Source organism: Pseudomonas sp. GW823-FHT02C05 (assembly GCF_058797595.1).
Genome location: NZ_JBXAJU010000002.1, coordinates 679,334 through 705,000, shown reverse-complemented (window position 1 = coordinate 705,000; position 25,667 = coordinate 679,334). Strand labels below are relative to the sequence as shown.

Here is a 25,667-nt window from a genome sequence, read left to right as displayed (position 1 = left end):
TTCAGCCTTTGCCCCGGCCCGCGACCCGCCCCGCCCGCAGGAAATCCCCCCAGCGCCGCACCAGGTAGTTGTGCTCGTCCATCACCGAGTTCCACACGGCGATATGCCCCATGCGCTGCTGGTAGGAACCGCCATCGCGGGTCTCGCCGATATCGATCAGCGGTTCGCCGTCGCTGCCCGGCAACTCTTCCCGGGCCGGTTTGCCGGCGTACCAGTAATCCCACTCGGCGCTGCTCAGGTGATCGCGGGTACGCGCCGGGTTGCCGATGTAGTAGCCCTGGCGTGCCATCACCGCACCGGGCCAGCCCGACAGCCACCAGTTGAGGTAGGCATAGGCTGCATCCAGCACCGCGCCCTTGGCGTGGCGCGACAACGACAGCCCGCCGAACCAGGCGCGGTAGCCTTCCTTCGGCACTGCCAGGCGGTATTTGACCCCCGCCCGGTGCAGGCGCATCAGCGTCGGCGACCACAGGCTCTGGATATCGATGCGCGGGCTGAGCATCAATTGCGCGGCCTCTTCATCGTCCGACCAGAACGCCGCGAAATGCCCTTCACGCTGCTTGCGCACCAGGATCCCTGCCAGTCGGTCGATCTCTTCGATGCTCAGGTTGCCGATGTCCTTGAAGGCTTCCAGGCCACAGCCCTGCACCGCCAGGGCGGCGTCCAGGGCACCTATCGCCGCATCGCTCTGCAAGGCAATGCGCCCGCTCCAGGCCGGCTCCAGCAGCCAGCCCCAGCTTTCGTTGGCGCTGGAAAAACCCGCCGGCAGGCGCTCCGGGCGGTAGGCGAAACTGTCGGCGTTGTGGGTCAGCGGCAGCATGCTGATGCGCTCGCTGGCCGTGCTGCCCAGGCTACCGTCGTGCTGCACATAGAGCCGTTCGCTGGGCACGCTGCCACTGCCCAGGCGATCGTCCGGCGACAGGCGCCCGCGCTTGGGCAGGTCGTTGATCTCGTGCCACAGGGCAATGCGCCGGGTATCGATGGGCTGGATCGCCTGGGCCGGCCAGACAAAATCGACGTTGTGAAACCACTGGTCATAGAGGTCGTAGCTGTCCGGCTGCATCACCGCGATGCGCTGGGCCTGCTCCACATCGTGTACCTGATACACCAGGCGGATGCCCAGGTCCTGCTCGGCACGCACCCGCAGGGATTCGAGCAGGGTCACCGAGGTGCCCAGCACCCGCAGGGTGACCGGTTGCGTCGCCGCCATCAGGCACCCTCCCCGGCGGCCGGGGCGAAACTGCGGGCGAACACCTCGAAGGAGCGGCGCAGTTGTTCGGGCTCCAGCCCGCGCAGGATAAACACCAGCCGCGAGCGATGGTCGGCACTGGGCCAACGGGGCAGATGCACGGGGGCGTGCAGGCAATGCTGCACGCCATGGATGACGATGGGGGCCTGGTTGGCGTTGATGTTGAGCAATCCTTTCACCCGCAGAATTCGTTCGCCGTGGCATCTTAGCAGCATCGACAACCAGACCCCGAAGCCCACCCAATCCAGGGTTTGCTCGAACTCCAGGCTGCACACTTGCGCCGCGCCATGCTGTGGCGCAGCCGCTTTGAGTGGCCCCTGCAACTGCCAGCGCGCCACTTCCCGCTCTGCCGTCGCACCGCGCAGCCCCTCCCCCAGCAACAGCTGATCGCCACTCTGGATCGCCTGGGTCAGCAACAGGGGCGCCCCGGGATTGAGCCGCTGCAAATGCTCGCGCAATGCCGCCTGGGTTGCTTCGTCGACACAATCGGTCTTGCTCAGCAGCAAGCGATCCGCGGCCGCCACCTGGGCCAGCCACTCCGGGTGCAGGCGCTCCTGCAACGCCGCGTGGCTGGCGTCCACCAGGGTCACCAGCAGGCCGATGTGCACCCGCCCGCGCAATTGCGGATCGTTGTTCACCGTGGCCAGGATCGGCGCCGGGTCGGCCAGCCCGGTGGTTTCCAGCAGCACCCGGCGAAAGGCCGGAACCTCGCCCCGGCTACGCCGCGCCAGGAGCGCCAACAGCGCCTCTTTCAGTTCGCCGCGAACCGAACAGCAGACACAGCCGCTGGGCAGCAGCACCGTGTCCGGCGCCACCTCCTGCACCAGCAAATGATCGATGCCGATATCACCGAACTCGTTGATCAGCAGCGCCGTGTCCCCCAGGCTCTGGTCCTGCAACAGGCGGTTGAGCAAGGTGGTCTTGCCACTGCCGAGAAACCCGGTGATGACGTTCAGGGGCAGGCTCATGGCTGTTGCTCCAGGTGCTTGAGGATCACAGGGTCCAGAGGATCGAGGGGCCGGCCGAGCATGGATTCGGCCAGGCTCCACAACTGCTCCAGGCCGCTGGCCAGTTCCTGGCGGCCGGTCGCCCCCAGCAGCAGATAGGCCGAGCCCTGGAAGTCTTCGACCTTGAGCCGCAACGGCACCAGTACCCGGTTGATCGCGGCGATTCTGCGCAAGCGTTCGCGACGCCGGGGCAGTTCATCCCCCAGCGGGTCGCTCCAGTGCACGTCTTCGCCCAGCAGCCCGCATAACCCGCACATGCTCAGCCCTCCTTCATGGCATGACATCCCCGGAGTTCGGGCCCAGGGTCTGGCCGACGAACAGGTTGCCCCCCGGCTCGCTGGCCAGCAGCACCGCGGTGGGCGCCACTTCATCGGCCAGGCCGAAGCGCCCCAGGGGCAGCTCGGCGGCCTTGGCGGTTTTCCAGGCGCTGCTGATGCCAGACACCAGCGGCGTCTCGATCGGCCCCGGGGCGATGGCGTTGACCAGCACATTGTCCATGGCCACTTCCAGGGCCAGGGACTTGGTGAAGCCGATGACCCCGGCCTTGGCCGCGGCGTAGTGGGTCAGCTCGGCGCCGCCCTTGATTCCCAGCTGCGAGGCGACATTGATGATCCGCCCCCAACGCTGCGCCAGCATATGGGGCAAGGCCCGCTGGCTGGCGACGAAGACGCTGGTGAGATCGACCCGCAGCATGTCGTTCCACATCTCGATGGACAGATCGACGCAGCGCGCCTGGGTCAGCATGCCGGCGTTGTTCACCAGGATATCGATACCGCCGAAATGCTCGACACAGGCATCGACTCCGGCCTGGGCCCCTTCGACGCTGCCGACATCGGCCACGCATTCGACGACTTCAGCGCCCAGCTCGCGGCAGGCTTGGGCGCTCTCGGCCAGGCGCGCGGGGTCGCGGTCAGCCAGCAGCAGGCGTGCTCCCGCCACCGCGTAGGCCCGGGCGATAGCGGCGCCGATACCGCTGCCGGCGCCGGTGATCACGGCGCGGCGGTTGTGCAGGTGTTGCATGGGACTTTCTCCTTCAAAGGTGTGCGGTTCGCTGGCCAGCCAGCTCCTACGGAGGCGGTGAGCCGCCTGCACGAGCCGGCTGGCTGGCGAAGGGGTTCAATCCGGCCAGCGCACCGTCAGGCCGCCATCGATGACGATGCTCTGCCCGGTGAGGTAGCTGGACTCCTCGCTGGTGAGAAAGCGCACCAGGGACGCCACTTCATCGGCCCGCCCGACCCGGCCCAGGGGGATGGCCCGGGCCGCCTTGGCCAGGCCTTCCGGGCCCAGGGAGTTCTGGCTGTCCAGCGACTGCGGGGTCTCGATCAACCCTGGGATCACCGCGTTGCAGCGAATGCCCCTGGCCGCCAATTCCACCGCCAGCGAGCGGCACAACCCCGGCACCCCGGCCTTGGCCGCTGCATAGTGAGCGTGTTCCTGCCAGCCGTAGACGCCACCGGCAATCGAGGAAATCGCCACCAGGGCACCGCCCTCACCCATGTGTTTGACCGCCGCGCGGAAGGTGCGCATGACCCCGGTCAGGTCCACATCGAGCATGGCGTTCCAGGCCGCGTCGGTCATGTCCAGCAAGGGTGCGCGGCGCAGCAGGCCGGCATTGGCCACGGCGTAATCGAGGCGGCCAAAGTGCGCCACGGCCTGCTCGGCCAGGGCGTCCACCGAGGCGCTGTCGGTCACGTCCAGGGGCAGCATCAGGCAGTGCCCGCCCGCCTCGGCCACGAGGTCGCGGGTGGCTTGCGGGTCATGGGGGTCGGCAGGGAAATACCCGCCCACCACCGCCACACCGGCCCGTGCATAGGCCACGGCCAGGGCCTGGCCGATGCCGCTGGCGGCACCGGTGATCACGGCGACTTTTTGAGTCATGGATAACTTTCCTTATTGAACGGATTCAGGACGCACATGGCGCGCGGCGAACATCAGCGCACCGGAGAGGAAACAAGGCAGCGCGCCGAAATACAGCGCCGAGGTCTGCCAGTCGCCACCGGCGGACAGCACCTGGGTGGCGCCGAAACCCGCCACCACCGCGCCGATCGGCCCCATGGCGTGGATGATCGCGCCGCCGGTGGCGCGGATGCTGGTAGGGAAGCTTTCGCTGATGAAGAACAGCGCCGCCGAGTACGGGCCGATCAGGAAGAACAGGCCCAGGCTGTAGAGACCCACCACCATCGGCATGTTGCTCGGGCCGTAGAGCATGCCGGCGAACGACAGGCCGCCGAGCATCCAGCCCAGGCCGATGACATTGCGCCGGCCGATCTTGTCGCCCATCCAGCCGTGGCTCAGGTAGCCGCAGTAGCCCACCAGGTTGGAGAGCACCAGGATGATCAGCGAGTTCTCGAAGGAGATGTGGTGCACGCTGACGATCACCGACGTGCCGAGCACGCTGAACACCTGGATCGCCGCCCAGTTGAGCAGGATCGCCGCGCCGATCACCAGGGTCGCGCGCCGCGCCGGGCCACGAAAGGCCGCAGCCAGGCCGGCCTTGCTGTGCTCGTCATAGTCCACGCCATAGGTCAGCGCCACCGCCTGGGCCTCGCTCACCGAACCACTTTTGCGCAGCTGGCTGATGCGCTGGTGGATCTGGAACTGCGGGCTCTCCTTGAGCTTGCGCGCCATCACCGCAATGACGATGGCCGGGATCGCGGCGAAGATGAAGCAGCCTTGCCAGCCGATGATCGGCAGCAGCACCGCGGTCAACCCGGCGGCGATCAGCGCCCCCACCGGCCAGCCACCCTGCACCAGGCTGTAGATGAAGCCCCGGCGCTTGGCCAGTTGCGGGTCGTCGGATGCCGCGTACAACTCGCTGAGGTAGGTGGCGTTCACCGTTTCCTCGGCATAGCCCAGGCCGCCCAGGGAGCGGATCAGGATCAGCGGCGACTTGCCCCAGGCGCCGCCGATGGCGGTCAGCGCCGAGCAGATGGCCGAGCCGCTGACGGTGAAAATGATGCCCATGCGCCGGCCCAGCTTGTCCACCAGCGGCCCGATGGCCAGGGCCACCACCGCGGTGCCCACCGCCACCCAGGTGGCGATCTCGGCCTGCTCGACCTCGCCCCAGCCGAAGTGCCGGCCGATCTCCGGCAGCAGGGTGCCAAACAGAATGAAGTCGTACACCGCAAACACCCAGGCGAAGAAGGCGATCCAGGTGGCGAAGCGCACTTGGGCCGGGGTCAACTGCTGGGGTTTCCAGCCAGTCAGGTCGAGCTTGTTATAGATAGACATCAGTCACGCCTCGATGAAGTGGCCGGGGTCAGCGGTTGCGCGGGTGGCGGCGGATAAAGTCGTCGGCGATCTCGTCGAAGGTGACGAAGCGCACGCCGGCATGGCTCTGGATGTGTTCGATCAGGCGTTCGAGCATCAACAGCACTTGCGGGCGGCCGGAGACGTCGGGGTGGATGGTCATGGTGAACACCGCGTGCTCATGCTCGCGGTAGACCCAGTCGAACTGGTCGCGCCACATTTCCTCCAGGTGCCGCGGGTTGACGAAACCGTGGCTGTTGGGCGCCTTCTTGATGAACATCATCGGCGGCAGGTCGTCCAGGTACCAGTTGGCCGGGATCTCCACCAGGTCGGTTTCCTGGCCCCGCACCAAAGGTTTCATCCAGGTGTCGGGGTGCTGGCTGTAGTCGATCTTGGTCCAGCTGTCGCCGACCCGCACGTAGTAGGGATGGAAGTCGTTGTGCATCAGGCTGTGGTCGTACTTGATGCCCTTTTTCAGCAGCAGCTCATTGGTCACCTTGCTGAATTCCCACCAGGGCGCAACGTAGCCGGTGGGGCGCTTGCCGGTGACCCGGGTGATCAGCTCGATGGATTTGTCGAGGACGATCTCTTCCTGTTCCGGGGTCATGGCGATGGGGTTTTCGTGGCTGTAGCCGTGCACGCCGATCTCGTGGCCGGCCTCGGCAACCGCCTTCATCTGCTCGGGAAAGGTCTCCATGGAGTGGCCGGGAATGAACCAGGTGGTGCGCAGGCCATAACGCTCGAACAGCTTGAGCAGGCGCGGCGCGCCGACCTCGCCGGCGAACAGGCCGCGGGAGATGTCGTCCGGCGAGTCCTCGCCGCCGTAGGAACCGAGCCAGCCGGCCACCGCGTCCACATCGACACCAAATGCACAGAGAATTTCTTTAGCCATGAGCGGCCTCCAGTGATTGCTTGTGGTTGAAAAAAATCGTCGGAGCTAGCGCGGCAACGCCGCCTCCAGCGCCAGGGCCGCATCCAGCAGTTGCCGGTCATGGCCCTGGGGCAGGCTCAGCAACAGCCCGGTGGGCAAGCCCTGGGCATCGCGGCCGCTAGGCAGGGCCACGCCGGGCATGTCGAGAAAACTGCCGGGCATGGTCAGGCGCAGGGTCGCCAGGTTGGTCCGGGCAAAGAGCTCTTCGTCCTGCTCCAGGGGCGCCAGGGGCGGCGCCACATGGGCCACGGTGGGGGTAATCAGCACCGCGCCGTCCAGTTCGTCCTGCACCTGTTGCTGCAACTGGCGCCGCGCCTGGTACAGCCGCAGCAACTGGCTGGCGGGCATCTGCCGGGCGCTTTCCAGGCGCCGTCGCACCCGCGGATCGAGCTGTTCGGCGTACTCGCTGTCGAGCAACGGCTGGTGCAGGGCGAAGGCTTCGGCGGCGCCGAGCCAGCCTTGTTCCTGGATCAGTTGCAGGGTGGCTTGCAGGCTGTGCAGCGGCCGTTGCTCCACCAGCGCCCCGGCCTGTTGCAGGCTTTCGATGACCACCAGCAGATTGGCCCGCACGGCGGCCTGGGTACGGCTGTCGTCAAGCACTTGCGAATCGACCCAGAAGCGTTGCCCCGCCAGGCTGCGGGGCGGCGGCAATTGCCGGGGGTCGCCACCGCGCAACAGCCCGTCGATCAGCCAGGCATCGCGCACGCTGCGGGTCAGCGGCCCGAGGCTGTCGAGGCTTTCGGCCAGGGGAAACACCCCCTCGCGGTCATAGCGCAGGGAGGTGGCGCGGTAGCCCACCAGGCCATTGAAGGCTGCGGGAACGCGGATCGAACCGGCAGTGTCGGTGCCCATGGAGATCGGCACGATACCGGCCGCCACCGCCACCGCGGAACCTGCCGAGGAACCACCGGGAATCCGTGGCTGGGCATCACTGTGGGGGTTGATCGGAGTGCCGAAGTGCGGGTTCAGGCCGAGCCCGGAATAGGCGAACTCACTGAGGTTGGTCTTGCCCAGGCTGACCAGCCCGGCCCGGCACAGCTGCCGCACGCTGGGCGCATCCACCTTGGCCGGCGGCGCCTCGCGACGCACCTGGGCGGCGGCGGTGGTGATACTGCCGGCCAGGTCGAACAGGTCCTTCCAGGCCAGGGGCACGCCATCCAGCAGGCTCAGCGGCTGGCCCGCCCGCCAGCGGGCAGCCGCCGCCTCAGCCTCGCGCCGGGCCCGGGCCGGGCACAGGGAAATGAACACATGGGGCGTTGCCTCGGCCAACGCCAGGGCCTGCTCCAGAACCTGGACCGGATCGGTGCGGCCCGAGGCAAAGGCTTGCGCCATGGCCGTGGCGTCGTTCAGCGAATCAGGGGGCATGGCTCACTCCGCAAAAATCTAAAAATGTACTAAATATTAAAATGTACATTTTATACAGAGCAGATTCCGTGCCAGCTCAAAACGCAGGGAGCACCGCGTGCTTTCGGAAAATCCCCCAGATTCGCCTGTAATAGCGAGCCAGAGTGGGTTACTGACAGAGATCGCGCGACAACCGACGGAGAAAATCCTCGCCCAAGGGTCTGCCATTGAAATAATGTATCTTTTATTAAAAAGTACATTTTGGTGCAGAAAGGTAACAACCCACCCAGGGCGGCCCCAGGACGGGGCAACCAAACGTGGCACTCAGTGACACTTGGCAACTGTGAGAGAATCCCCGGCCACCGCGGCCCGGCAACGGGCTCGTCACCCACCGGCAACAGCCCCTAGAGGAACCGATGAAAGCAGTGTCAGCAGAGGACCCGCGCACCGCATCGCGCTACGCCATGATCCGTCAGGTCTTGCGCGACGCCATCCTCCAGGGCACCGCCCTGCAGGGCCTGGTGCTGCTGGAAGCGCCCCTGGCGGAACTGTTCGGCACCAGCCGAGTGCCGGTGCGCAAGGCCCTCGATCTGTTGCACGGCGAAGGGCTGATCAGCCGTTTTGACGGCCGCGGCTACCTGATCAACCCCCAGGGCCTGGAGATCGAACCGCTGCGCCTGCCCCTGAGCCATGCCCACCTGGGGCTGGCCAGCGACGAAGAACTGGTGGACACCCGGCCCCTGGGGGAACGGATCTACGAAGAACTGGGCAGTGCCCTCTCCACCTGCATCGCCTTCGGTCACTTTCGCCTCGACGAACAGGCCGCAGCCGAGCACTACGGCGTCAGCCGCGCGGTGGTCCGCGAAGCACTGATGCGCCTGCGCGATCGCGGCCTGGTGGAAAAGGAACCCTACTCCCAATGGCTGGCCGGACCGCTGACCGCCCGGGAAGTCACCGAAGACTACGAACTGCGCGCCTGCCTGGAACCCGAAGCCCTGCGCCAGAGCGCGCCGGGCCTGGGCCGCGAACGCCTGGAACAGATGCTGGAACGGGTGACCCAGGCGCAACAGGCCGAGCACTGTGGGCTGGAGGCCCTGGAACGCCTGGAAGAAGACCTGCACCAGCAATGCCTGGGCGGCTTGCAGAACCGCAAGATGGCGGCGCTGATCCGTCAGGCCCAGAGCCCGATGATCATCAACCGGATCTTCTACCGCCTGCTGGGCATCGGCGCCGACCCGGCGATGCTCGCCGAGCACCGACTGATCCTCGAACTGCTGCTGCACGGGGCCTACGACGCTGCGGCCCTGAACCTCAGAGAACACCTGCAACGCGCCCGCCAGCGCATGTTGCAACGCCTCAAAGTGCTGTCGGTGCTCCCGGAACCGGAACTACCCGGCTTCCTCAGCAAAATCAGCTGAGCCCCGTAGCCGCCGCCGAGCCCGCGAGGCTGCGCAAAGGTCCGCAGGACCTTGCCTGGCGATCGCCTGCCAAACCTCCAGCGGCCCTCAGAACCCCGCGTCCCTGCGGGCCGTTCGCAGCCTGCGGCAGCGGCTACAGTGCGTTGCGCTTTACCAGGCTGAGGTCGGGGACGGTGCTGCGGCGCTGGCTCAGGTAGCGGGTGCAACTGACCCGCAGGAAGGAGGCGAAATTCACCACTTCGCCACGGTAATCCATGACCTCTTCATACAGTTTGGCGATCAGCTGGTTGGTGGTCATGCCGTCCACTTCGGCGATCTCGCTGAGGATGTCCCAGAACTGGTTTTCCAGGCGCAAGGTCGTGACCACGCCACAGATGCGCAACGAGCGGGAACGGGATTCGTAGAGAATCGGGTCGGCTTTGACGTACAGCTCGCACATGGCGTGGCCCTCGCTTACAGGGTGATTTTGGTGCCCAGCAGGCCCAGGAAACCGGCCAGCCAACTGGGATGCGCCGGCCAGGCCGGGGCGGTGGCCAGATTGCCTTGAACGTGGCCCTGCGTCACCGGGATATCGATATAGGTGCCCCCCGCCAGCCGAACTTCCGGGGCGCAGGCCGGGTAGGCGCTGCATTCGCGGCCTTCGAGGATGCCGGCCGCCGCCAGCAGTTGCGCGCCGTGGCACACCGCGGCAATCGGCTTGCCGGCCTGGTCGAATTCCCTGACCAGTTGCAGGACCTTTTCGTTCAGGCGCAGGTATTCCGGGGCACGGCCACCGGGGATCAGCAGGGCGTCGTAATCGCTGGACTTCACTTGGGCGAAATCGAAGTTCAGGGCAAACAGATGGCCCGGCTTTTCGCTGTAGGTCTGGTCGCCCTCGAAGTCGTGGATCGCCGTGCGCACGGTCTGCCCGGCGCTCTTGTCGGGACACACCGCATGCACGTTGTGACCGACCATCAGCAGGGCCTGGAACGGCACCATCACTTCGTAGTCTTCGACGTAATCGCCAACCAGCATGAGAATCTTTTTCGCGGCCATGGAGTGGACTCCTTTCAGTGAAAGACGGGGGCGCAAGGAGTATTCAAGGTAGCCCCAATCCACCGGCCCGGGTAATAACCCGGTACTACAGCGACAACTGTACGGACAACTCTGCACCCAGCTGTAGCACCAGGATCGCGCGGCTTTATGGCTAGATGCAGGCACCTGTGTCCCTGTACGAATTCTGGTAGCCATCATGTCCTCGCGCGAAAACACCGGCATGGCCCTCGGCCTGCTGGGTGTCATCATTTTCAGCCTGACCCTGCCCTTCACCCGGATAGTGGTGGAGCAGATGCACCCCTTGCTCAACGGCCTGGGCCGCGCGCTGTTCGCGGCGATCCCGGCGGCCTTGCTGCTGCTCTGGCGCCGGGAAAGATGGCCGACCTGGAAACAGGTCAAGGGCCTGAGCGTGGTGATTCTCGGGGTGATCCTCGGCTTTCCAGTGCTTTCGGCCTGGGCCATGCAGACCCTGCCCGCGTCCCACGGCGCGCTGGTCAATGGCCTGCAACCGTTGTGCGTGGCGCTGTATGCGGCGTGGCTGTCCCACGAGCGGCCGTCGAAGGCCTTCTGGGCTTGCGCCGCCCTGGGCAGTGCGCTGGTGCTGGGTTATGCGCTGCTCAGTGGCGCGGGCAGCATCCAGGCCGGTGATGTGCTGATGCTCGGGGCGATTGCCGTGGGCGGCCTGGGTTATGCCGAAGGGGGCCGGCTGGCGCGGGAGATGGGTGGCTGGCAGGTGATCTGCTGGGCTCTGGTGCTGTCCACGCCGCTGCTGATCGGACCGGTGTGGTACCTGGCGGCGCAGCACCAGGGGGCGATTTCCATGAGGACCTGGTGGGCCTTCGGCTACGTTGCGCTGTTCTCGCAGTTCCTGGGTTTTTTCGCCTGGTATGCCGGGCTGGCCATGGGCGGAATTGCTCGGGTGAGCCAGATCCAGCTACTGCAGATCTTCTTCACCATCGCCTTTTCCGCCCTGTTCTTCGGTGAGCAGGTGCAGCCCATTACCTGGGTGTTCGCGGTGGGCGTGATCCTTACCGTGGTCCTGGGGCGCAAGACCGCGGTGCGCCCGGCCACACCGCTGCCCACGCCGCCGGCCAGCCCTCAGCCGAGGTAACCGTCGGCCTTGAGCAGGGTTTCCAGGCAGTGTTCGCTGATCTGGTAGAAGGCCTTGAGCTCTTCGATCCTGGCCAGCAGCTGGCTGGGATCCTGCGGTTCGGCACGCTTGACCGCCAGAATCATCTTGTTCTTGTTGGTGTGCTCCAGGGAGATGAATTCAAAGACCTTGGTTTCATAACCGCAGGCTTCGAGGAACAGCGCCCGCAGGCTGTCGGTGACCATTTCCGCTTGCTGCCCCAGGTGCAGGCCGTATTGCAGCATCGGCTTGAGCAGCAGCGGGCTCTGGATCTGCTGGCGGATCTGCTTGTGGCAGCACGGCGAGCACATGATGATCGCCGCGCCGGAGCGGATACCGGTGTGGATCGCGTAGTCGGTGGCGATGTCGCAGGCGTGCAGGGCGATCATCACTTCCAGCTGGCTGGGGGCCACGCTGCGCACGTCACCGCACTTGAACACCAGGCCCGGGTGCTCCAGGCGCTGCGCGGCGGCGTTGCACAGGGTCACCATGTCTTCACGCAACTCGACGCCGGTGACTTCGCCCTCGGCCTTGAGGGTATTGCGCAGGTAGTCGTGGATGGCGAAGGTCAGGTAGCCCTTGCCGGAGCCGAAGTCCGCCACCCGCACCGGCTGGTCGAGCTTGATCGGCGAGCTGCCCAGGGCGTGGCTGAAGACCTCGATGAACTTGTTGATCTGCTTCCACTTGCGTGACATCGCCGGAATCAGCTCATGCTGCTTGTTGGTCACCCCCAGGTCGGCGAGAAACGGCCGGCTGAGGTCGAGGAAGCGGTTCTTCTCCCGGTTGTGCTCGGCGGACGGCGCATCGCGCTGGGTTTGCGGCTTGCCCTTGAACAGCGAACTCTTGCCCTTCTTGCTGTATTCGAGCTGTACCTCGTCGGTGAGGGTCAGCAGGTGGGCGTTCTTGAACGCAGCCGGCAGCAGCTCGGCGATGGCGGCGATGCCTTCGTCCAGGGAGAAGTTCTTGGTGATGTCCCGGGTCTTGTAGCGATAGACGAAGGACAGGCACGGCTGCTCCTTGACCGTCAGTTGCTTGATGATCAGGCGTTGCAGGTCCGCCTCCGGGCCCACGTGCTTGGCCAGTACCAGCTTGATAAAGGCGTTCTGCGTGAGGCTGGTGTCGAGCAGTTGCAGGAACTGGGCGTGATGATCCGGCGCGGGGCGGGCGGAAGGTGCGGTAACAGACATGGGGGCGGGAGCCTCGGGCGATGCGCGGTGTCGATCAGGGAATGGCGGGTATTTTAGGGGGGGATGGCCCCTCAGGGCACGGAGTTATTGACCCGAGGGTAAAATTTTGTCGCCCCCCGGAAAAATCCCCCCAATCCAGCCCCGTAGGAGCTGGCTTGCCAGCGAAGGCGTCCCCAAAGGCGGTGCAAGGCTCACGGACCTCTTCGCCGGCAAGGGCTCCTACACAGGTAGCACGCCATAGTCCCCAGCTGGGTGGGTCAGTTGAGCACCACCAGGCGGTTGGGCAATTCGTTGCGTACCTGGGTCAGGGGCACATGGGTCTTGAGCAACTCGCCGCTGGCTTCAATGCAATCAAGGAAGCCCTGCAGGGTCTGGCCTTGCCGGACCTGCTGGGTAAAGGCCTGGACAATCGCGTTCCAGTGCTTGTTGTCCAGGCGCCTGGAAATGCCTTCGTCCACCAGGATCTCCACATAGCGCTCGGCTTCGCTGACAAAGATCAGCACCCCGGTGCCGCCCACGGTGTGGTGCAGGTTCTGTTCGAGGAACTGGCGCCGGGCCAGGTTGGAAGCGCGCCAGTGACGCACCGATCGCGGAATCAGCCGGGTGGTGACCCGCGGCAGGCGGAACACCAGGCACAAGACGATAAAGGTCGCCCACTGCGCCAGCAGCAACAGGTGCATGTTCAGCCAGCCGGTGGCGTAGTGCACCAGCCCCGGCACCACCAGCGCCAGCAGGCTGGCCCAGAGCAGCGGGATATAGGCGTAGTCGTCGGCCCGGGCGGCCAGCACCGTCACCAGTTCGGCGTCGGTCTGCTGTTCCACCCGGGCGATGGCTTCGGCCACCTGCCGTTGTTCGAATTCACTGAGTAATGCCATGTCGTTGGATTTCCGCTTTTTATTGTCAGTTACCAGCCGCCGGAGGAACCGCCGCCGCCAAAGCTGCCGCCGCCCCCACTGAAGCCGCCCCCGCCGCCGGAGCCGCCACCAAAACCGCCGAAGCCACCGCCTCCGTCACCGCCGCGCCCGCTGGTGGTGGTGATGAACCCGAGCGCCTGCGCCACCATCACCACCAGGATGAACAGCAGCACCATGAAGATGAACAGCCACGGGTGACGCTGGACAAAATCGTCCTGGTCGCTGCTCTGGCCGCCGCTGTCATAGGCCGTGGCCGGCTCGTCCAGCGGCGTGCCGCCGAGCACCAGGAGCATGGCCGAAACCCCGTCGCTGATGCCCTTGCTGAACTGCCCGGTCTTGAACGCCGGGGTGATCACCTGGTTGATGATCACCGAGGCCTGGGCGTCGGTCAGGCGCTCCTCCAGGCCGTAGCCCACTTCGATGCGCAGCTTGCGCTCGTCCCGGGCGACGATCAGCAGCGCGCCGTTGTTCTTGTCCTTCTGGCCGATGCCCCAGTGGCGCCCCAACTGGTAGCCGAACTCCTCGATGCTGACGCCTTGCAGGTTCGGCAGGGTCACCACCACCAACTGTTCGCCGGTGGCCTGTTCGTGGGCTTGCAGTTGCCGAGTCAGCAGGGCGCTGATGCTCGGCTCGATCATCTGCGCGTCGTCCACCACCCGCCCGCTCAGGGCCGGAAACCTCAGCTCGGCCTGGGCCGAGACCGCAAAGACCCAGAGCAACAGCACCAGGCCAATTTTATAGAGTCGCATCAGCACCTCATCCTTAATGTTTGTCCGCGTGTGCTACCAACTGCCGGACGCCCCGCCACCGCCAAAACTGCCGCCGCCCCCGCTGAAACTGTCCGAGCTTGAACTGGAGCTGGAGCTGCTGGAGTCGAACCAGTCGAACGCACTGCTGCTCGAACCGGTGTCGCGCTCGGCCCTGGTTTCGCGCCTGGCCGAATCGCCGCTGGCAACAACCGGCGAGTCATCGCCGCTGCGCCATTGGGTCAGGAACCCGAACAACGGTACACCGACGAACACCAGGTAGAACAACCTCTCGAACCACCACATCCACTCGATGTCCTGGTACCAGCTTTTCTCCACCGAGCGGTACACCAGCATCGGCCGGTCGGTGGACGACAATACGCTCACGATGGACGTGGCCCCGGCAATGATCCCCGAGGAATACAGGTCGTCCTTGAAGTACGGAATGATCGAACCATCGATGATGAAGTGGGCCACCATGTCGTTGAGCCGCCCCTCCAGGCCGTAACCGACCTCGATCCGCACCTTGCGATCGTCCTTGGCCACCAGCAGCAGGACGCCGTTGTTCTTGTCCTTCCGGCCGATCCCCCAGTGCCGGCCCAACTGCAGGCCGAACTCCTCAATGCTATGGCCACCCAGGCTAGGCACCGTGGCCACCACGACCTGGTCGGTGGTGGTCTGCTCGAGCCGCTCCAGCATCTGCGCCAGGTAGACCTGCGCCGATGGCGTGAGCAACTGCGCGGTGTCCACCACCCGCCCGGTCAGCTTGGGAAACAGGCGTTCAATCGGTGCCGCTGTCGCAGTGGTCGGTGCGGGCTCGACCTGGACAGCGGGTTGCGACGAACGCAACGGCACCCCATCCGTGGGTGTGGGCCCGGGTGTTTGCGCCAGTACGGCGCCACCCACCAGCCAAAGCCACAGCAGCGCGCCTTGCAGCACGCGCCGCCCATGGCTCATCAGAATTTGACTTGCGGCGCTTTGTCGGCGTCGGGGCTGGTGGCCTCGAAGGATTCACGCACCGGCATGTCGCTGTACATCAGGCTGTGCCACAGGCGGCCGGGGAAGGTACGGATCTCGGTGTTGTACTTCTGCACCGCCAGGATGAAGTCGCGACGGGCCACGGCGATGCGGTTCTCGGTGCCTTCAAGCTGGGATTGCAGGGCCAGGAAGTTCTGGTTGGCCTTGAGGTCCGGGTAACGCTCGGAGACCACCATCAGGCGGCTCAGGGCACCGCTCAACTGGTCCTGGGCCTGCTGGAACTGCTTGAGTTTTTCCGGGTTGTCCAGGGTGCTGGCGTCCACCTGGATCGAGGTGGCCTTGGCCCGCGCCTCGATCACCGCAGTGAGGGTCTGCTCTTCGTGCTTGGCGTAGCCCTTGACGGTTTCCACCAGGTTGGGGATCAGGTCGGCGCGGCGCTGGTACTGGTTCTGCACCTGGCCCCAGTCGGCCTTGACCTGCTCGTGCAGGGTCGGAATGTTGTTGATGCCGCAGCCGCTGAGCAGGCTGGTAAGCAGCAACAAGGCAGCGATGGGCCAGCTCGAACGCAGGCTTTGAGTGATGTTCATGGGTGAGGCTCCTTGCACAACCTGATTGAAATGAAGCTTTTGCCCGCTTTCACACATCCTGTGGGCAAAATCTGCCTGCGCCACTGGAATGCATCGGGCTGATGGGCTAAAAGATGCCCAGCGCGAAAAAGAGTTCAGAAATAAGGCGGTGTGAAAACGTCGCGAGTGAAGGCAAGACAAGGCAAAAACAGGCGAGGAAGCGGAGTGTAGGAGCCTACATGAGCATTCCGAGCCTGTTTTTAACGCCGTATTGCCGAACGCAGCAGTTTTCACATGGCCTGAAGTGTGCGGGAATTATCTGAACAACAATAGTCGCTCCCTAAATTTTGGCTGTTCGACGCGTCACTCATGCGTCGGTCTTGAGCCCTTGAGAACAATATTCATGAAGAAGCTGTGTTTGCTGGGCCTGCTGGTCAGCCTGGCCAGTCACCCTGTATTGGCCGAAACTGCCCCGGTCCCCCTGGAAAACAAAGAAGCCTTTATCAGCGACCTGCTCAAGCGCATGACCATGGAAGAGAAGATCGGCCAGCTGCGGCTGATCAGCATCGGCCCGGAAATGCCCCGCGAGCTGATCCGCAAGGAAATTGCCGCGGGCAATATCGGCGGCACCTTCAACTCCATCACCCGCCCGGAAAACCGGCCGATGCAGGACGCGGCCATGCGCAGCCGGCTGAAGATCCCGATGTTCTTCGCCTACGACGTGATCCACGGCCACCGGACCATCTTCCCCATCAGCCTGGCCCTGGCCTCCAGCTGGGACATGGATGCCATCGGCCGCTCCGGGCGCATTGCCGCCAAGGAAGCCAGCGCCGACAGCCTGGACATCACTTTTGCACCGATGGTCGATATCTCCCGCGATCCGCGCTGGGGCCGTACCTCCGAAGGCTTTGGCGAAGACACCTACCTGGTCTCGCGCATCGCCAAGGTCATGGTCAAGGCCTACCAGGGCCAGAGCCCGGCCCTGCCGGACAGCATCATGGCCAGCGTCAAGCACTTCGCCCTGTATGGCGCGGTGGAAGGCGGTCGCGACTACAACATCGTCGACATGAGCCCGGTGAAGATGTACCAGGACTACCTGCCGCCCTACCGCGCGGCGATCGACGCCGGCGCCGGCGGGGTGATGGTGGCCCTGAACTCGATCAACGGCGTGCCCGCCACCTCCAACACCTGGCTGATGAACGACCTGCTGCGCAAGGAATGGGGCTTCAAGGGCCTGGCGGTGAGCGACCACGGGGCGATCATCGAACTGATCCGCCATGGCGTCGCCAAGGACGGACGTGAAGCGGCCAAACTGGCGATCAAGGCCGGCATCGACATGAGCATGAACGATTCGCTGTACGGCAAGGAGCTGCCGGGGCTGCTCAAGTCCGGCGAGATCGAACAGAAGGACATCGACAACGCCGTGCGTGAAGTGCTGGCCGCCAAGTACGACATGGGCCTGTTCAAGGACCCGTACGTGCGCATCGGCAAGGCCGAGGACGACCCCGCCGACACCAACGCCGAAAGCCGCCTGCACCGCAGCGACGCCCGGGATATCGCGCGACGCAGCCTGGTGCTGCTGAAGAACCAGAACGACACCCTGCCACTGCAGAAAACCGCGAAGATCGCCCTGGTGGGCCCGCTGGCCAAGGCGCCGATCGACATGATGGGCAGTTGGGCCGCCGCCGGGGTGCCGGCGCAATCGGTGACCCTCTACGACGGCATGCGCAATGTACTGGGAGACAAGGCCCAACTGGTGTACGCCCGGGGTTCCAACATCACCGCCGACAAGAAGGTGGTGGACTACCTGAACTTCCTCAACTTCGATGCCCCGGAAGTGGTGGACGACCCGCGCACGGCGCAGCAGATGATCGACGAAGCGGTGAAGGCCGCCCGGCAATCGGATGTGATCGTGGCCGCGGTGGGTGAATCCCGGGGCATGTCCCACGAATCCTCGAGCCGCACCGACCTGCACATTCCTGCCAGCCAGCGCGACCTGATCAAGGCCCTCAAGGCCACCGGCAAGCCACTGGTGCTGGTGCTGATGAATGGCCGGCCGCTGTCGCTGCTGGAAGAAAACCAGCAGGCCGATGCGATCCTGGAAACCTGGTTCAGCGGCACCGAAGGTGGCAACGCCATCGCCGACGTGCTGTTCGGCGACTACAACCCGTCGGGCAAGCTGCCGATCACCTTCCCCCGCTCCGTGGGGCAGATCCCCACCTACTACAACCACCTGACCATCGGCCGGCCGTTCACCCCGGGCAAGCCGGGCAACTACACCTCGCAGTACTTCGACGACACCACCGGCCCGCTGTTCCCGTTCGGCTATGGCCTGAGCTACACCAGCTTCAGCCTGTCGGACATGGCCCTGTCCTCCACCACCCTGAACAAGAGCGGCAAGCTCGACGCCAGCGTGACGGTGAAGAACACCGGCAAGCGTGACGGCGAAACCGTGGTGCAGCTGTACATCCAGGACGTGGCCGGCTCGATGATCCGCCCGATCAAGGAATTGAAGAACTTCCAGAAAGTCATGCTCAAGGCCGGTGAAGAGAAAGCCATTCACTTCACCATCACCGAGGACGACCTGAAGTTCTACAACGCGCAGCTCAAGTACGCCGCAGAGCCGGGCGACTTCAATGTGCAGATCGGCCTGGATTCCCAGGACGTCAAGCAACAGAGCTTCGAACTGCTCTGAGCCTGCCAGCGGCCGGCGCAGGACCTGCGCCGGCCGACTCCTTCTGTAACCCCCACAATCGCTGCAATATCTGTCGCCGCTGCCGAGCCTGCGAGGCTGCGCAAAGGTCCGCAGGACCGTGCTTGTCGATCTCCCGCCAAACCTCCATCGGACTCACGACCGCCGCGACCGCTTCGCGCTCGTTCGCAGCCTGCGGCAGCGGCCACAGCCAGCCGTGTCAGCCGTGACAGTCAGCCACGTGAGTCAGCCGCGCCGATCCAGCAGGTTGACCACCAGACGGTCGACCCAACCCCAGATCCGCTGCTTGATCCGCCGCCACAGCGGTCGCTTGCGCCACACCGCCAGGCTGACTTCCTCGCTCTGGGCAAAGTCGGCGTCAAAACTCGCCACCACTGCCTGGGTCAACGCAGGGTCCAGGGCTTCCAGATTGGCTTCCAGGTTGAAGCGCAGGTTCCAGTGGTCGAAGTTGCACGAGCCCACGCTCACCCAGTCGTCCACCAGTGCCATCTTCAGGTGCAGGAAACGCGGCTGGTACTCGAAAATCCGCACCCCGGCCTTGAGCAGGCGCGGGTAGTAGCGGTGCCCGGCATAGCGCACCGCCGGGTGGTCGGTGCGCGGCCCGGTCAGCAGCAGGCGTACGTCGAGGCCTCGGGCCGCCGCCTTGCGCAACGAACGGCGCACTGACCAGGTGGGCAGAAAATACGGAGTCGCCAGCCAGATGCGCCGCTGCCCGCTGCTCAGGGCCCGGATCAGCGAATGCAGGATGTCGCGATGCTGACGGGCGTCGGCGTAGGCCACCCGGCCCATGCCCTCGCCGGTATCGGGCAGGCGCGGCAGGCGTGGCAGACCGAAATCGGCACCGGGCTTCCAGGCCCCGCGATACAGGTTGGCGCTCCATTGCCGGTCGAACAGCTGCTGCCAGTCGCTGACCATGGGGCCGGCAATCTCCACCATCACCTCATGCCAGTCGCAGCTATTGTCCTCGGGCTTCCAGAACTCATCGGTGACTCCGGTGCCGCCCACCACCGCCAGGGCCTGGTCCACCAGCAGCAGCTTGCGATGATCGCGGTACAGGTTGAGAAAGCCCTGGCGCCATTTCAGCCGGTTGTAGAAGCGCAGCTCGACACCGGCCTCGGTCAGGCTGCGGCGCAGGGCCTGGGTAAAGGCCAGGCTGCCGTAGTCGTCGAACAGGCAGCGCACCCGTACCCCGCGCTGCGCTGCCTGCACCAGGGCCTGGACCATGGCCTCGGCGCAGGTCCCGGCTTCCACCAGGTACAGCTCCAGTTCCACCTGGTGCTGGGCGCGGGCAATGGCCACCAGCATCCGCGGGAAGAACTGCGGGCCGTCGATCAGCAACTCGAAGCGGTTGCCTTCGCGCCAGGGGAACACCGCTGCGCGCATGTCAGCGCGCCGTGAAGATCAGCACCGCACCCACCGGCACCGAGAAACTGATGGCCGACAACCCGGCCATCTTGCGCAGGCTGTCGAGGCCGGGGGCCAGGTTGAAGTCCTCGGCGTTGAGCACCAGAGGCTCCAGGGTCACCACCTGGAAGCGCCGGTCATCCAGGCGGGTGGCCAGCAATTCGGCGTTGTAGGTGTGTTCCTCGCCGTGCAGGGCGACGGTGACCGGTAGCAGCAATTCGATCTGTGCGCCGGGGGCCAGGTCGTTGATCGGTCGCAGGTTGATCTGTGCACTGATCCGCGCCTCGGGAAACTGGGCGATCTGGAACAGTTCCTGGCGCATGCGCTCATCGCGCAAGGGAATCCCGCTGCTCACCGACTCCAGTTCGATCTGCAACTGCGCCTGGCCCTTGCCATCGACCTTGCCATGCAGCACCAGAAAGCGCTGGACCTCGGAAACACTGGCGTTCTTGGTGGTGACGAAGGACACGCGGGAAGATTCGTTGTCCAGGTACCAGTTGGCCTGGGCCGGCAGGGCCAGTACCCCGAGCAGGCTGAAAAGAAGGCGGATCGGCGTACGCATGCAAGCTCCCATGAACAGAAGGCGCCACCTTAACCGCCCGCCAGAAGGCTGGCAAACGTCACGGCAGGCGGCGCAGTAGAGCTAGAAGCGGTAGGTATAGTTCAGGTAGAAGCGTTCGGCGCTATGGCTGATGATGCCTGCCGGTCCTCTGGAGAGGCTCTGGCGCTGGATGCCGTCGGGCTCGCCGTGGGTACGAAAGCGCCCGTGCAGCCAGGCGACATCGAGCCCATCGAACCAGCCGTCGAAGGCATAGCGCAGCACGCTCTGAAATTCCCGGCGGGAAAAACCTGCGTAGCCTTTGGCGTGATTGGAGGCAGCGTAGTGCATATCCAACTTCAGCCGCGGCAAGCCGAAGTCGGCGAAATCCATGCCTCCCAGCAGCTTGAACATCTCCTCGTCCTGCAGGCCGAAGTAGTAGAACAGCTTGCCGCTGCTGTTCCAGGTGCCGTTGTCCTGGGCGAAGAAGGTGCGGTCATAGTCGTCACCCCAGACCTTGTTCCAGGTCAGCCCGGCGTAGTAGCGGCTGAACCGGTACTTGAACAGCAGATCCAGATGCCGAGCATCGTGAGAGCGCTCCGCCTCATACAGCCCGCGCACGCCGGAATACTCGAAGCGCTTGCCGGCATCCTGTTGGCGCCCCCAGATGGCATACACATCGATGCCGCGCTCGGGGGCCAGTTCGAAACTGTGGGTCAGTTTCACCGAGGACGCGCGCAGGTAGTCCCGGGCCACGCCGTATTCAAGCTGCAGGTTGCTGCCACCAGGCAACACATGACCCAGGGCATAGAGCCGCAGGTCATCGATCCTCTGCCCTCGATAGTTGCGCAGGTCCTGGCTCCAGCCCGAGTCGTTGCGCGGGCTGAAACCGTCGATGCGGCTGAAGTTCAGGCTCAGCGAGCCACGCTCGTAGCTCAGGTCCTGGCCCAGGGTGGCCGCCGGCAGGATGCGCGAATAGCGATCGTCGCGGTAAAGCTGGTATTGCCGGCTTTTTTTCCCCACTCCGGCGCTGAAGGTTCCGGCTTCATCCACCCAGCGCCCACGCAGGTACAGTTCGAGTGGCTTGGCGATGCCATGGGGCTGCTGCACGCTGCGGTCGGCTCGCAGGTTGCTGATGTTGTTGGCGTCTCGCCCCACGTGCAAGGCATCGGCCAGGCCATAGCTGTAGTCGAGCCCCAGCACCTCGCGGTACCAGCCGGAACTGAAGCTGAACTGGGTGGCCTGTACCCATTCATCCCGGGTCGGACCGAACCCTCCCCCGTCGTTTTCCTTCCAGTAGGACTGGCTGTAACGCAAGGACCTGCGGCTGTCCTCGAAAAAGCCCTCGGCCAAGGCCCCACCGGCCACCAGACAACACAACAGCCCGCTCAGATAACGTTGCTCAGCCCGCATGAGATCACCTGTTCTTATTATTGGAATTGGCGTCATGGCCGCCGAAGGCGGACCAGGCTTCATTCTCGGAGCAGCGGGGCAAAGGGCAATGGGCACTGGTTCCGCAGAATGGAACCCGGTGTCTGAGGAGAGCGTTGTCCGCGCAGCACGATCAGGGCAGCCGGAAGGCCCGAGCGGGAGGTTTCAGGCGATGTCTTTCTGCACCTGCTCGACGGTTTCCGCCAGTAGCCACAGGTGGCGGTTGCGCACCTGTTCGACACAGGCCAGGTCCCGCGGCCAGTGCAGGGCGATACTGCCGATCACCCGGCCTTCGGCCTGCAGCGGCAAGGCCACGGCGCGGATCAGGAACGGCAGGCGCACCGGGTATTCCCAGTGCCCTTCGGTGCGCTGGCCGAACCCCAGGTGCTGGGATTCCAGGCACTGTTGCCGGGCTTCGGCCGGCACCTGCTCCTGCTCGGCCAGACGCTCGACTTCTGCACTGGCCAGGGCCCCCAGGCAGGCCTTGCCCATGGCCGAATGAAACAGGCTGGCATGCTGGCCGACAATCCGGCTGTTGCTCGGGTAGCGCTTGCGCAATACCTCGGGCACCGCACTTTCCAGGACCTCCAGGCTCTCGCCGTCGAAGCTCGACAGGTCGGTGACCAATCCGGTACGTGCACTCAATTCCAGCAACCAGGGCGCCGCCTGCTCCACCATCTGGCGCTTGAAGCGCTGCCGGCTGTCACCGAACAGGCTCCGGGCGCTCAGGCGGTAGCGCCGGTCACTCAGGCCTCGATAGATCCAGCCCTGTTCCTGCAGGGTCAGCAGCATGCGCGATACCGTGGCCTTGGCCAGGCCCGTCAGGTAGTGCAGCTCCTCCAGGCCCAGGGCCTGGTGCTGGCCGATCAGCTCGACAATGGCCAGGGCCCGCTCCACTGAGCGCACGCTGCCGGTTTCTACCTTGCTGGCCATAGTCCGAGCTCCCTGACTGAGGAAAAGGTTTTACCCAGCAAGATGCGGGCCTGCGGACCTTGGCGACCACACCCCTTTGATTACCGCAGGTTGCCCGGCGGCCGCTGCCGCACCCACTGCGTCAGCTGCTCATGGGCGTAAGCCAATTGCAGCACGGCGTGGTCGGCCTGGGCCGGACCGATGATCTGCAGCCCCATGGGCAAACCGGCCAGGTTGAAACCCACCGGAATGCTGATACTGGGCAAGCCGGCCAGGGTCGGGCCGATCACCACTTCCATCCAGCGGTGGTAAGTGTCCATTTCCTGCCCATCGATCTGCCGCGGCCAGGCTTGCCGTGCATCGAAAGGGAACACTTGGGCGGTGGGCAGCAGCAGGAAATCGTAACGCTCGAACAGGCGCTGCAACGCGCGATACCAGTCGCTGCGGCTCTGGGAAGCGCGATACACATCCGCCGCGCTCAGCTTCGCCGCGCCCTCCACTTCCCAGCACGCTTCCGGCTTGAGCCAGCGGCGCTTGTCCGGGTCGTCGTACAGCGCCCCCAGGGAGCCCTGGACCAGCCAGTGGCGGTGTACCAGCCAGCAATCCCAGAGCTGGGCCAGGGAAAAGTCCGGCTGGCAGCTTTCCACCTCGCAGCCCAGGCTGGCGAAATCCCCGAGGGCCTTTTCGCACAGGCCCAGTACGCCCTGCTCCATGGCCAGGTAGCCGTTGTAGTCCCCCAGCCAGCCCAGGCGCAGGCCCTTCACATTTCGTTGCAGCGCCGCCTCCGGTTGCGCCGATAGGTCCTTCAGCGATAGAGGCGCCCGGGCGTCAAACCCGGCCTGGGTACCCAACAGCCGCGCCACGTCGGCCACCGTGCGCCCCATGGGACCTTCGGTGGCCAACTGCTGCACGAACAGTTCCGGAGTCGGGCCGAACGGCACCCGGCCCTGGGAGGGGCGCATGCCGAACACGTTGTTGAAGGCTGCGGGGTTGCGCAACGAGCCCATCATGTCGCTGCCGTCGGCCACCGGCAGCATGCGCAGGGCCAGAGCCACCGCGGCCCCGCCGCTGCTGCCGCCGGCACACAGGGTGCTGTCGTAGGCGTTGCCCGTGGTGCCGAACAACTGGTTGTAGGTATGGGAGCCCAGGCCGAACTCGGGCACGTTGCTCTTGCCGACGATGATCGCGCCACTGGCCCGGACCCGCGCCACGCTGATGGCATCCTGCTGGGGCACATGCTCGGCAAACAGCGGCGAACCCATGCTGGTGGTCATCCCGGCGGTGGCCGCCAGGTCCTTGATCGCCTGGGGCATGCCGTGCATCCAGCCCATGGACTGGCCCTGGGCCAACTGCCGGTCTCGCTCGTCGGCCTGCTCCAGCAGGGCCTCGGGGTCCCTCAGCGAGACCAGGGCATTGACCAGTGGATTGCAGCGCTCGATCTGCGCCAGGTAGGCCTGCATCACTTCGCGGCAGGACAGCTCGCGGGCATGGATGGCCCGGGACAGCGCCAGGGCATCCAGGTCGACAATCGACGCATTGATCGATGGTTCTGCGGGGTTGATCAAGACTCACCTTCCAGGGTCACGGCATCGGGTTTTTCGTCTCTGACCGCGTCATACATGCAGTAGGTACCCAGCAGGCTGAGGACCGAGGTCAGCAGGACATAGAAGGCTGGCGCCACCGGCGTGGCCATGACCTTGCTCAGCCAGGTCACGATCAACGGCGCAAAGCCACCGAACAGCATGACCGTGACGTTATACGCCACCGACACTCCGGTGGAACGCACCTCGATGGGAAACTGCTCGGCCAGGGCCGTGGGGCCGGGGCCGAAGAAACCGCCGATGGCCCCGCAAAGCAGCATCTGCATCACCAGCAGGCGCTCGATGGATGGCGCCGCAGCGACCCACACATACAAGGGATAGACCATGACAAAAAACGCCAGGGTGAACGCCATCAGCACTGGACGTCGCCCAATGCGATCCGACAAGGCCCCGGCAAAGGGAATCACCAGGGTCATCAGGGCCACGGCGAACATCTGCACCAACAGCACCTGATCCAGGGGCAGGCCGAGGTTGGTGTGGGCAAAGGTCGGCATGTTCACCAGCACCACATAAAAGGACACGGTGCCCCCGCAGCACATGCACATGGACACCAGGATCGCTCGGCGATAGGCCGATACCACCTGCCACAACCCGGGCCCTTTGCCACGCACCTGCTTGCGTGCCTCGACAAAGGCTTGCGGCTCTTCCATGTACTTGCGGATCCACAGCCCCACCGGACCGATCAGCAGGCCGATCACGAATGGCAGGCGCCAGCCCCAGAGTTCCAGGATCTGGGGCGAGAAGAAATGGGTCACCGCCGCCACCATCGCCGCCCCGCTGAATACCGCCAGGCACTGCCCCACCAACTGCCAGGAGCCGTAAAGGCCCTTGCGGTGGGGCGGCGCACTCTCCACCAGGTAGGCCGTGGCGCTGGCGTACTCGCCACCGGTGGCAAAGCCCTGGAGCATGCGTGCCACCACGATCAGCAGCGGCGCTCCGATACCGATGGCCGCATAGTTGGGGGCGAACACGATCATCGCGATGGCCAGGGTCATCAGTTGGATGATCACCAGCATCGCCGCCTTGCGGCCCCTGCGATCGGAATAGATCCCCAGCAGCACACCGCCCACCGGGCGCATGAAGAAACCCACGCCGAAGGTGGCCAGGGCCATCAGCAGCGAGGTGTATTCGTCTTCCGCGGGAAAGAACTGGCGAGCGATGAAGCTGGCGAGAAAGCCGTAGACGATGAAGTCGTACCATTCCAGGGCGTTGCCGACCACGGCGGCAACCACCTGCCGGGTCCTGGAAACAGAGGGAGTCGAGACGCTCATGGGATGTTCCTTGGAGACTTTTGAGCCTTCTGGCGGGCTCGCTA

General features: G+C 65.0%; 24 protein-coding genes. 3 read left to right on the top strand and 21 right to left on the bottom strand.

What is annotated here, in order from left to right; all coding sequences use genetic code 11:
* Position 1: 1 nt before the first annotated feature.
* The 8 genes from AC1RGE_RS14240 to AC1RGE_RS14205 form a co-directional block, all read right to left on the bottom strand.
* Entirely contained in the window at positions 2-1,210 is a 1,209-nt protein-coding gene (locus tag AC1RGE_RS14240) for an ABC transporter substrate-binding protein (protein WP_093404260.1), read from the bottom strand.
* Complete coding sequence (locus AC1RGE_RS14235) at positions 1,210-2,217, bottom strand: CobW family GTP-binding protein (RefSeq protein ID WP_492584509.1); 1,008 nt, start codon at positions 2,215-2,217, stop codon at positions 1,210-1,212. The genes AC1RGE_RS14240 and AC1RGE_RS14235 overlap by 1 nt, the downstream gene beginning before the upstream one ends.
* Positions 2,214-2,513 carry a hypothetical protein gene (locus AC1RGE_RS14230; protein ID WP_011059708.1) on the bottom strand — a complete coding sequence of 100 codons (300 nt, stop codon included), beginning with the start codon at positions 2,511-2,513 and terminating at the stop codon, positions 2,214-2,216. Before AC1RGE_RS14230 ends, AC1RGE_RS14235 begins: the two co-directional genes overlap by 4 nt.
* A gap of 13 nt (positions 2,514-2,526) precedes the next feature.
* Complete coding sequence (locus tag AC1RGE_RS14225; protein WP_015634457.1) at positions 2,527-3,276, bottom strand: SDR family NAD(P)-dependent oxidoreductase; 750 nt, start codon at positions 3,274-3,276, stop codon at positions 2,527-2,529.
* Positions 3,277-3,372: 96 nt separating this feature from the next.
* On the bottom strand, positions 3,373-4,134 hold the full coding sequence (locus AC1RGE_RS14220) for an SDR family NAD(P)-dependent oxidoreductase (protein WP_019094798.1): 762 nt from the start codon (positions 4,132-4,134) through the stop codon (positions 3,373-3,375).
* 12 nt (positions 4,135-4,146) lie between these two features.
* A complete protein-coding gene (locus tag AC1RGE_RS14215; protein WP_011059705.1) occupies positions 4,147-5,487 on the bottom strand; it encodes an MFS transporter in 1,341 nt (446 codons plus the stop codon).
* Positions 5,488-5,515: 28 nt separating this feature from the next.
* Entirely contained in the window at positions 5,516-6,397 is an 882-nt protein-coding gene (locus AC1RGE_RS14210; RefSeq protein WP_011059704.1) for a polysaccharide deacetylase family protein, read from the bottom strand.
* A gap of 45 nt (positions 6,398-6,442) precedes the next feature.
* Entirely contained in the window at positions 6,443-7,801 is a 1,359-nt protein-coding gene (locus AC1RGE_RS14205) for an amidase (protein WP_492584507.1), read from the bottom strand.
* A 395-nt stretch (positions 7,802-8,196) separates the two neighbouring features.
* Between AC1RGE_RS14205 and AC1RGE_RS14200 the strand changes: the two genes are divergently transcribed.
* Positions 8,197-9,198: a GntR family transcriptional regulator gene (locus tag AC1RGE_RS14200; protein WP_011059702.1), complete on the top strand. Its 1,002-nt coding sequence runs from the start codon at positions 8,197-8,199 to the stop codon at positions 9,196-9,198.
* Between the two features lie 133 nt (positions 9,199-9,331).
* Here the strand turns inward: AC1RGE_RS14200 and AC1RGE_RS14195 are convergent, their stop codons facing one another.
* The gene (locus AC1RGE_RS14195) at positions 9,332-9,637 is read right to left on the bottom strand and encodes a ribbon-helix-helix domain-containing protein (protein WP_011059701.1); all 306 of its coding nucleotides are present in this window, start codon (positions 9,635-9,637) and stop codon (positions 9,332-9,334) included.
* Between the two features lie 14 nt (positions 9,638-9,651).
* A complete protein-coding gene (locus AC1RGE_RS14190) occupies positions 9,652-10,233 on the bottom strand; it encodes a DJ-1/PfpI family protein (protein ID WP_011059700.1) in 582 nt (193 codons plus the stop codon).
* Positions 10,234-10,429: 196 nt separating this feature from the next.
* Here AC1RGE_RS14190 and AC1RGE_RS14185 point away from each other — a divergent pair, with 196 nt between their 5' ends.
* The gene (locus AC1RGE_RS14185) at positions 10,430-11,344 is read left to right on the top strand and encodes a DMT family transporter (protein WP_072443213.1); all 915 of its coding nucleotides are present in this window, start codon (positions 10,430-10,432) and stop codon (positions 11,342-11,344) included.
* Here AC1RGE_RS14185 and AC1RGE_RS14180 read toward each other — a convergent pair.
* The 5 genes from AC1RGE_RS14180 to AC1RGE_RS14160 all read right to left on the bottom strand — a co-directional run bounded on the left by AC1RGE_RS14180 (position 11,332) and on the right by AC1RGE_RS14160 (position 15,774).
* On the bottom strand, positions 11,332-12,549 hold the full coding sequence (locus tag AC1RGE_RS14180) for a class I SAM-dependent methyltransferase (RefSeq protein ID WP_015634453.1): 1,218 nt from the start codon (positions 12,547-12,549) through the stop codon (positions 11,332-11,334). The genes AC1RGE_RS14185 and AC1RGE_RS14180 overlap by 13 nt on opposite strands.
* A gap of 257 nt (positions 12,550-12,806) precedes the next feature.
* The gene (locus AC1RGE_RS14175; protein ID WP_011059697.1) at positions 12,807-13,424 is read right to left on the bottom strand and encodes a TPM domain-containing protein; all 618 of its coding nucleotides are present in this window, start codon (positions 13,422-13,424) and stop codon (positions 12,807-12,809) included.
* Between the two features lie 29 nt (positions 13,425-13,453).
* Positions 13,454-14,212, bottom strand: a complete 759-nt coding sequence (locus tag AC1RGE_RS14170; protein WP_072443211.1) for a TPM domain-containing protein — start codon at positions 14,210-14,212, stop codon at positions 13,454-13,456.
* A gap of 33 nt (positions 14,213-14,245) precedes the next feature.
* The gene (locus AC1RGE_RS14165; protein WP_123397661.1) at positions 14,246-15,166 is read right to left on the bottom strand and encodes a TPM domain-containing protein; all 921 of its coding nucleotides are present in this window, start codon (positions 15,164-15,166) and stop codon (positions 14,246-14,248) included.
* Positions 15,166-15,774, bottom strand: a complete 609-nt coding sequence (locus tag AC1RGE_RS14160; protein ID WP_492584505.1) for a LemA family protein — start codon at positions 15,772-15,774, stop codon at positions 15,166-15,168. Before AC1RGE_RS14160 ends, AC1RGE_RS14165 begins: the two co-directional genes overlap by 1 nt.
* A 382-nt stretch (positions 15,775-16,156) precedes the next feature.
* On the opposite strand from AC1RGE_RS14160, the gene bglX reads away from it, so the two are divergent.
* On the top strand, positions 16,157-18,448 hold the full coding sequence (gene bglX, locus AC1RGE_RS14155) for a beta-glucosidase BglX (protein WP_492584503.1): 2,292 nt from the start codon (positions 16,157-16,159) through the stop codon (positions 18,446-18,448).
* Between the two features lie 243 nt (positions 18,449-18,691).
* Here bglX and AC1RGE_RS14150 read toward each other — a convergent pair whose 3' ends face one another.
* From AC1RGE_RS14150 to AC1RGE_RS14125, 6 genes are all read right to left on the bottom strand, one after another.
* Entirely contained in the window at positions 18,692-19,849 is a 1,158-nt protein-coding gene (locus tag AC1RGE_RS14150) for a phospholipase D-like domain-containing protein (RefSeq protein WP_015634449.1), read from the bottom strand.
* A 1-nt stretch (position 19,850) separates the two neighbouring features.
* Entirely contained in the window at positions 19,851-20,432 is a 582-nt protein-coding gene (locus tag AC1RGE_RS14145; protein ID WP_011059691.1) for a YceI family protein, read from the bottom strand.
* A gap of 81 nt (positions 20,433-20,513) precedes the next feature.
* On the bottom strand, positions 20,514-21,821 hold the full coding sequence (locus AC1RGE_RS14140; protein ID WP_492584501.1) for an OprD family outer membrane porin: 1,308 nt from the start codon (positions 21,819-21,821) through the stop codon (positions 20,514-20,516).
* A gap of 183 nt (positions 21,822-22,004) precedes the next feature.
* Entirely contained in the window at positions 22,005-22,772 is a 768-nt protein-coding gene (locus AC1RGE_RS14135; protein ID WP_015634445.1) for an IclR family transcriptional regulator, read from the bottom strand.
* 80 nt (positions 22,773-22,852) lie between these two features.
* A complete protein-coding gene (locus AC1RGE_RS14130; protein ID WP_492584499.1) occupies positions 22,853-24,316 on the bottom strand; it encodes an amidase in 1,464 nt (487 codons plus the stop codon).
* On the bottom strand, positions 24,313-25,623 hold the full coding sequence (locus tag AC1RGE_RS14125; protein WP_492584497.1) for an MFS transporter: 1,311 nt from the start codon (positions 25,621-25,623) through the stop codon (positions 24,313-24,315). The genes AC1RGE_RS14130 and AC1RGE_RS14125 overlap by 4 nt, the downstream gene beginning before the upstream one ends.
* Between the last annotated feature and the right edge of the window lie 44 nt (positions 25,624-25,667).

Bases quoted from the DNA above. Each gene is read 5' to 3' on its own strand.
- bglX (WP_492584503.1), top strand. From the start codon at position 16,157: ATGAAGAAGCTGTGTTTGCTGGGCCTGCTGGTCAGCCTGGCCAGTCAC.
- AC1RGE_RS14235 (WP_492584509.1), bottom strand. From the start codon at position 2,217: ATGAGCCTGCCCCTGAACGTCATCACCGGGTTTCTCGGCAGTGGCAAG.
- AC1RGE_RS14175 (WP_011059697.1), bottom strand. From the start codon at position 13,424: ATGGCATTACTCAGTGAATTCGAACAACGGCAGGTGGCCGAAGCCATC.
- AC1RGE_RS14230 (WP_011059708.1), bottom strand. From the start codon at position 2,513: ATGTGCGGGTTATGCGGGCTGCTGGGCGAAGACGTGCACTGGAGCGAC.
- AC1RGE_RS14145 (WP_011059691.1), bottom strand. From the start codon at position 20,432: ATGCGTACGCCGATCCGCCTTCTTTTCAGCCTGCTCGGGGTACTGGCC.
- AC1RGE_RS14160 (WP_492584505.1), bottom strand. From the start codon at position 15,774: ATGAACATCACTCAAAGCCTGCGTTCGAGCTGGCCCATCGCTGCCTTG.
- AC1RGE_RS14220 (WP_019094798.1), bottom strand. From the start codon at position 4,134: ATGACTCAAAAAGTCGCCGTGATCACCGGTGCCGCCAGCGGCATCGGC.
- AC1RGE_RS14185 (WP_072443213.1), top strand. From the start codon at position 10,430: ATGTCCTCGCGCGAAAACACCGGCATGGCCCTCGGCCTGCTGGGTGTC.
- AC1RGE_RS14200 (WP_011059702.1), top strand. From the start codon at position 8,197: ATGAAAGCAGTGTCAGCAGAGGACCCGCGCACCGCATCGCGCTACGCC.
- AC1RGE_RS14215 (WP_011059705.1), bottom strand. From the start codon at position 5,487: ATGTCTATCTATAACAAGCTCGACCTGACTGGCTGGAAACCCCAGCAG.
- AC1RGE_RS14240 (WP_093404260.1), bottom strand. From the start codon at position 1,210: ATGGCGGCGACGCAACCGGTCACCCTGCGGGTGCTGGGCACCTCGGTG.
- AC1RGE_RS14225 (WP_015634457.1), bottom strand. From the start codon at position 3,276: ATGCAACACCTGCACAACCGCCGCGCCGTGATCACCGGCGCCGGCAGC.
- AC1RGE_RS14210 (WP_011059704.1), bottom strand. From the start codon at position 6,397: ATGGCTAAAGAAATTCTCTGTGCATTTGGTGTCGATGTGGACGCGGTG.
- AC1RGE_RS14135 (WP_015634445.1), bottom strand. From the start codon at position 22,772: ATGGCCAGCAAGGTAGAAACCGGCAGCGTGCGCTCAGTGGAGCGGGCC.
- AC1RGE_RS14125 (WP_492584497.1), bottom strand. From the start codon at position 25,623: ATGAGCGTCTCGACTCCCTCTGTTTCCAGGACCCGGCAGGTGGTTGCC.
- AC1RGE_RS14150 (WP_015634449.1), bottom strand. From the start codon at position 19,849: ATGCGCGCAGCGGTGTTCCCCTGGCGCGAAGGCAACCGCTTCGAGTTG.
- AC1RGE_RS14180 (WP_015634453.1), bottom strand. From the start codon at position 12,549: ATGTCTGTTACCGCACCTTCCGCCCGCCCCGCGCCGGATCATCACGCC.
- AC1RGE_RS14170 (WP_072443211.1), bottom strand. From the start codon at position 14,212: ATGCGACTCTATAAAATTGGCCTGGTGCTGTTGCTCTGGGTCTTTGCG.
- AC1RGE_RS14165 (WP_123397661.1), bottom strand. From the start codon at position 15,166: ATGAGCCATGGGCGGCGCGTGCTGCAAGGCGCGCTGCTGTGGCTTTGG.
- AC1RGE_RS14140 (WP_492584501.1), bottom strand. From the start codon at position 21,821: ATGCGGGCTGAGCAACGTTATCTGAGCGGGCTGTTGTGTTGTCTGGTG.
- AC1RGE_RS14190 (WP_011059700.1), bottom strand. From the start codon at position 10,233: ATGGCCGCGAAAAAGATTCTCATGCTGGTTGGCGATTACGTCGAAGAC.
- AC1RGE_RS14205 (WP_492584507.1), bottom strand. From the start codon at position 7,801: ATGCCCCCTGATTCGCTGAACGACGCCACGGCCATGGCGCAAGCCTTT.
- AC1RGE_RS14195 (WP_011059701.1), bottom strand. From the start codon at position 9,637: ATGTGCGAGCTGTACGTCAAAGCCGACCCGATTCTCTACGAATCCCGT.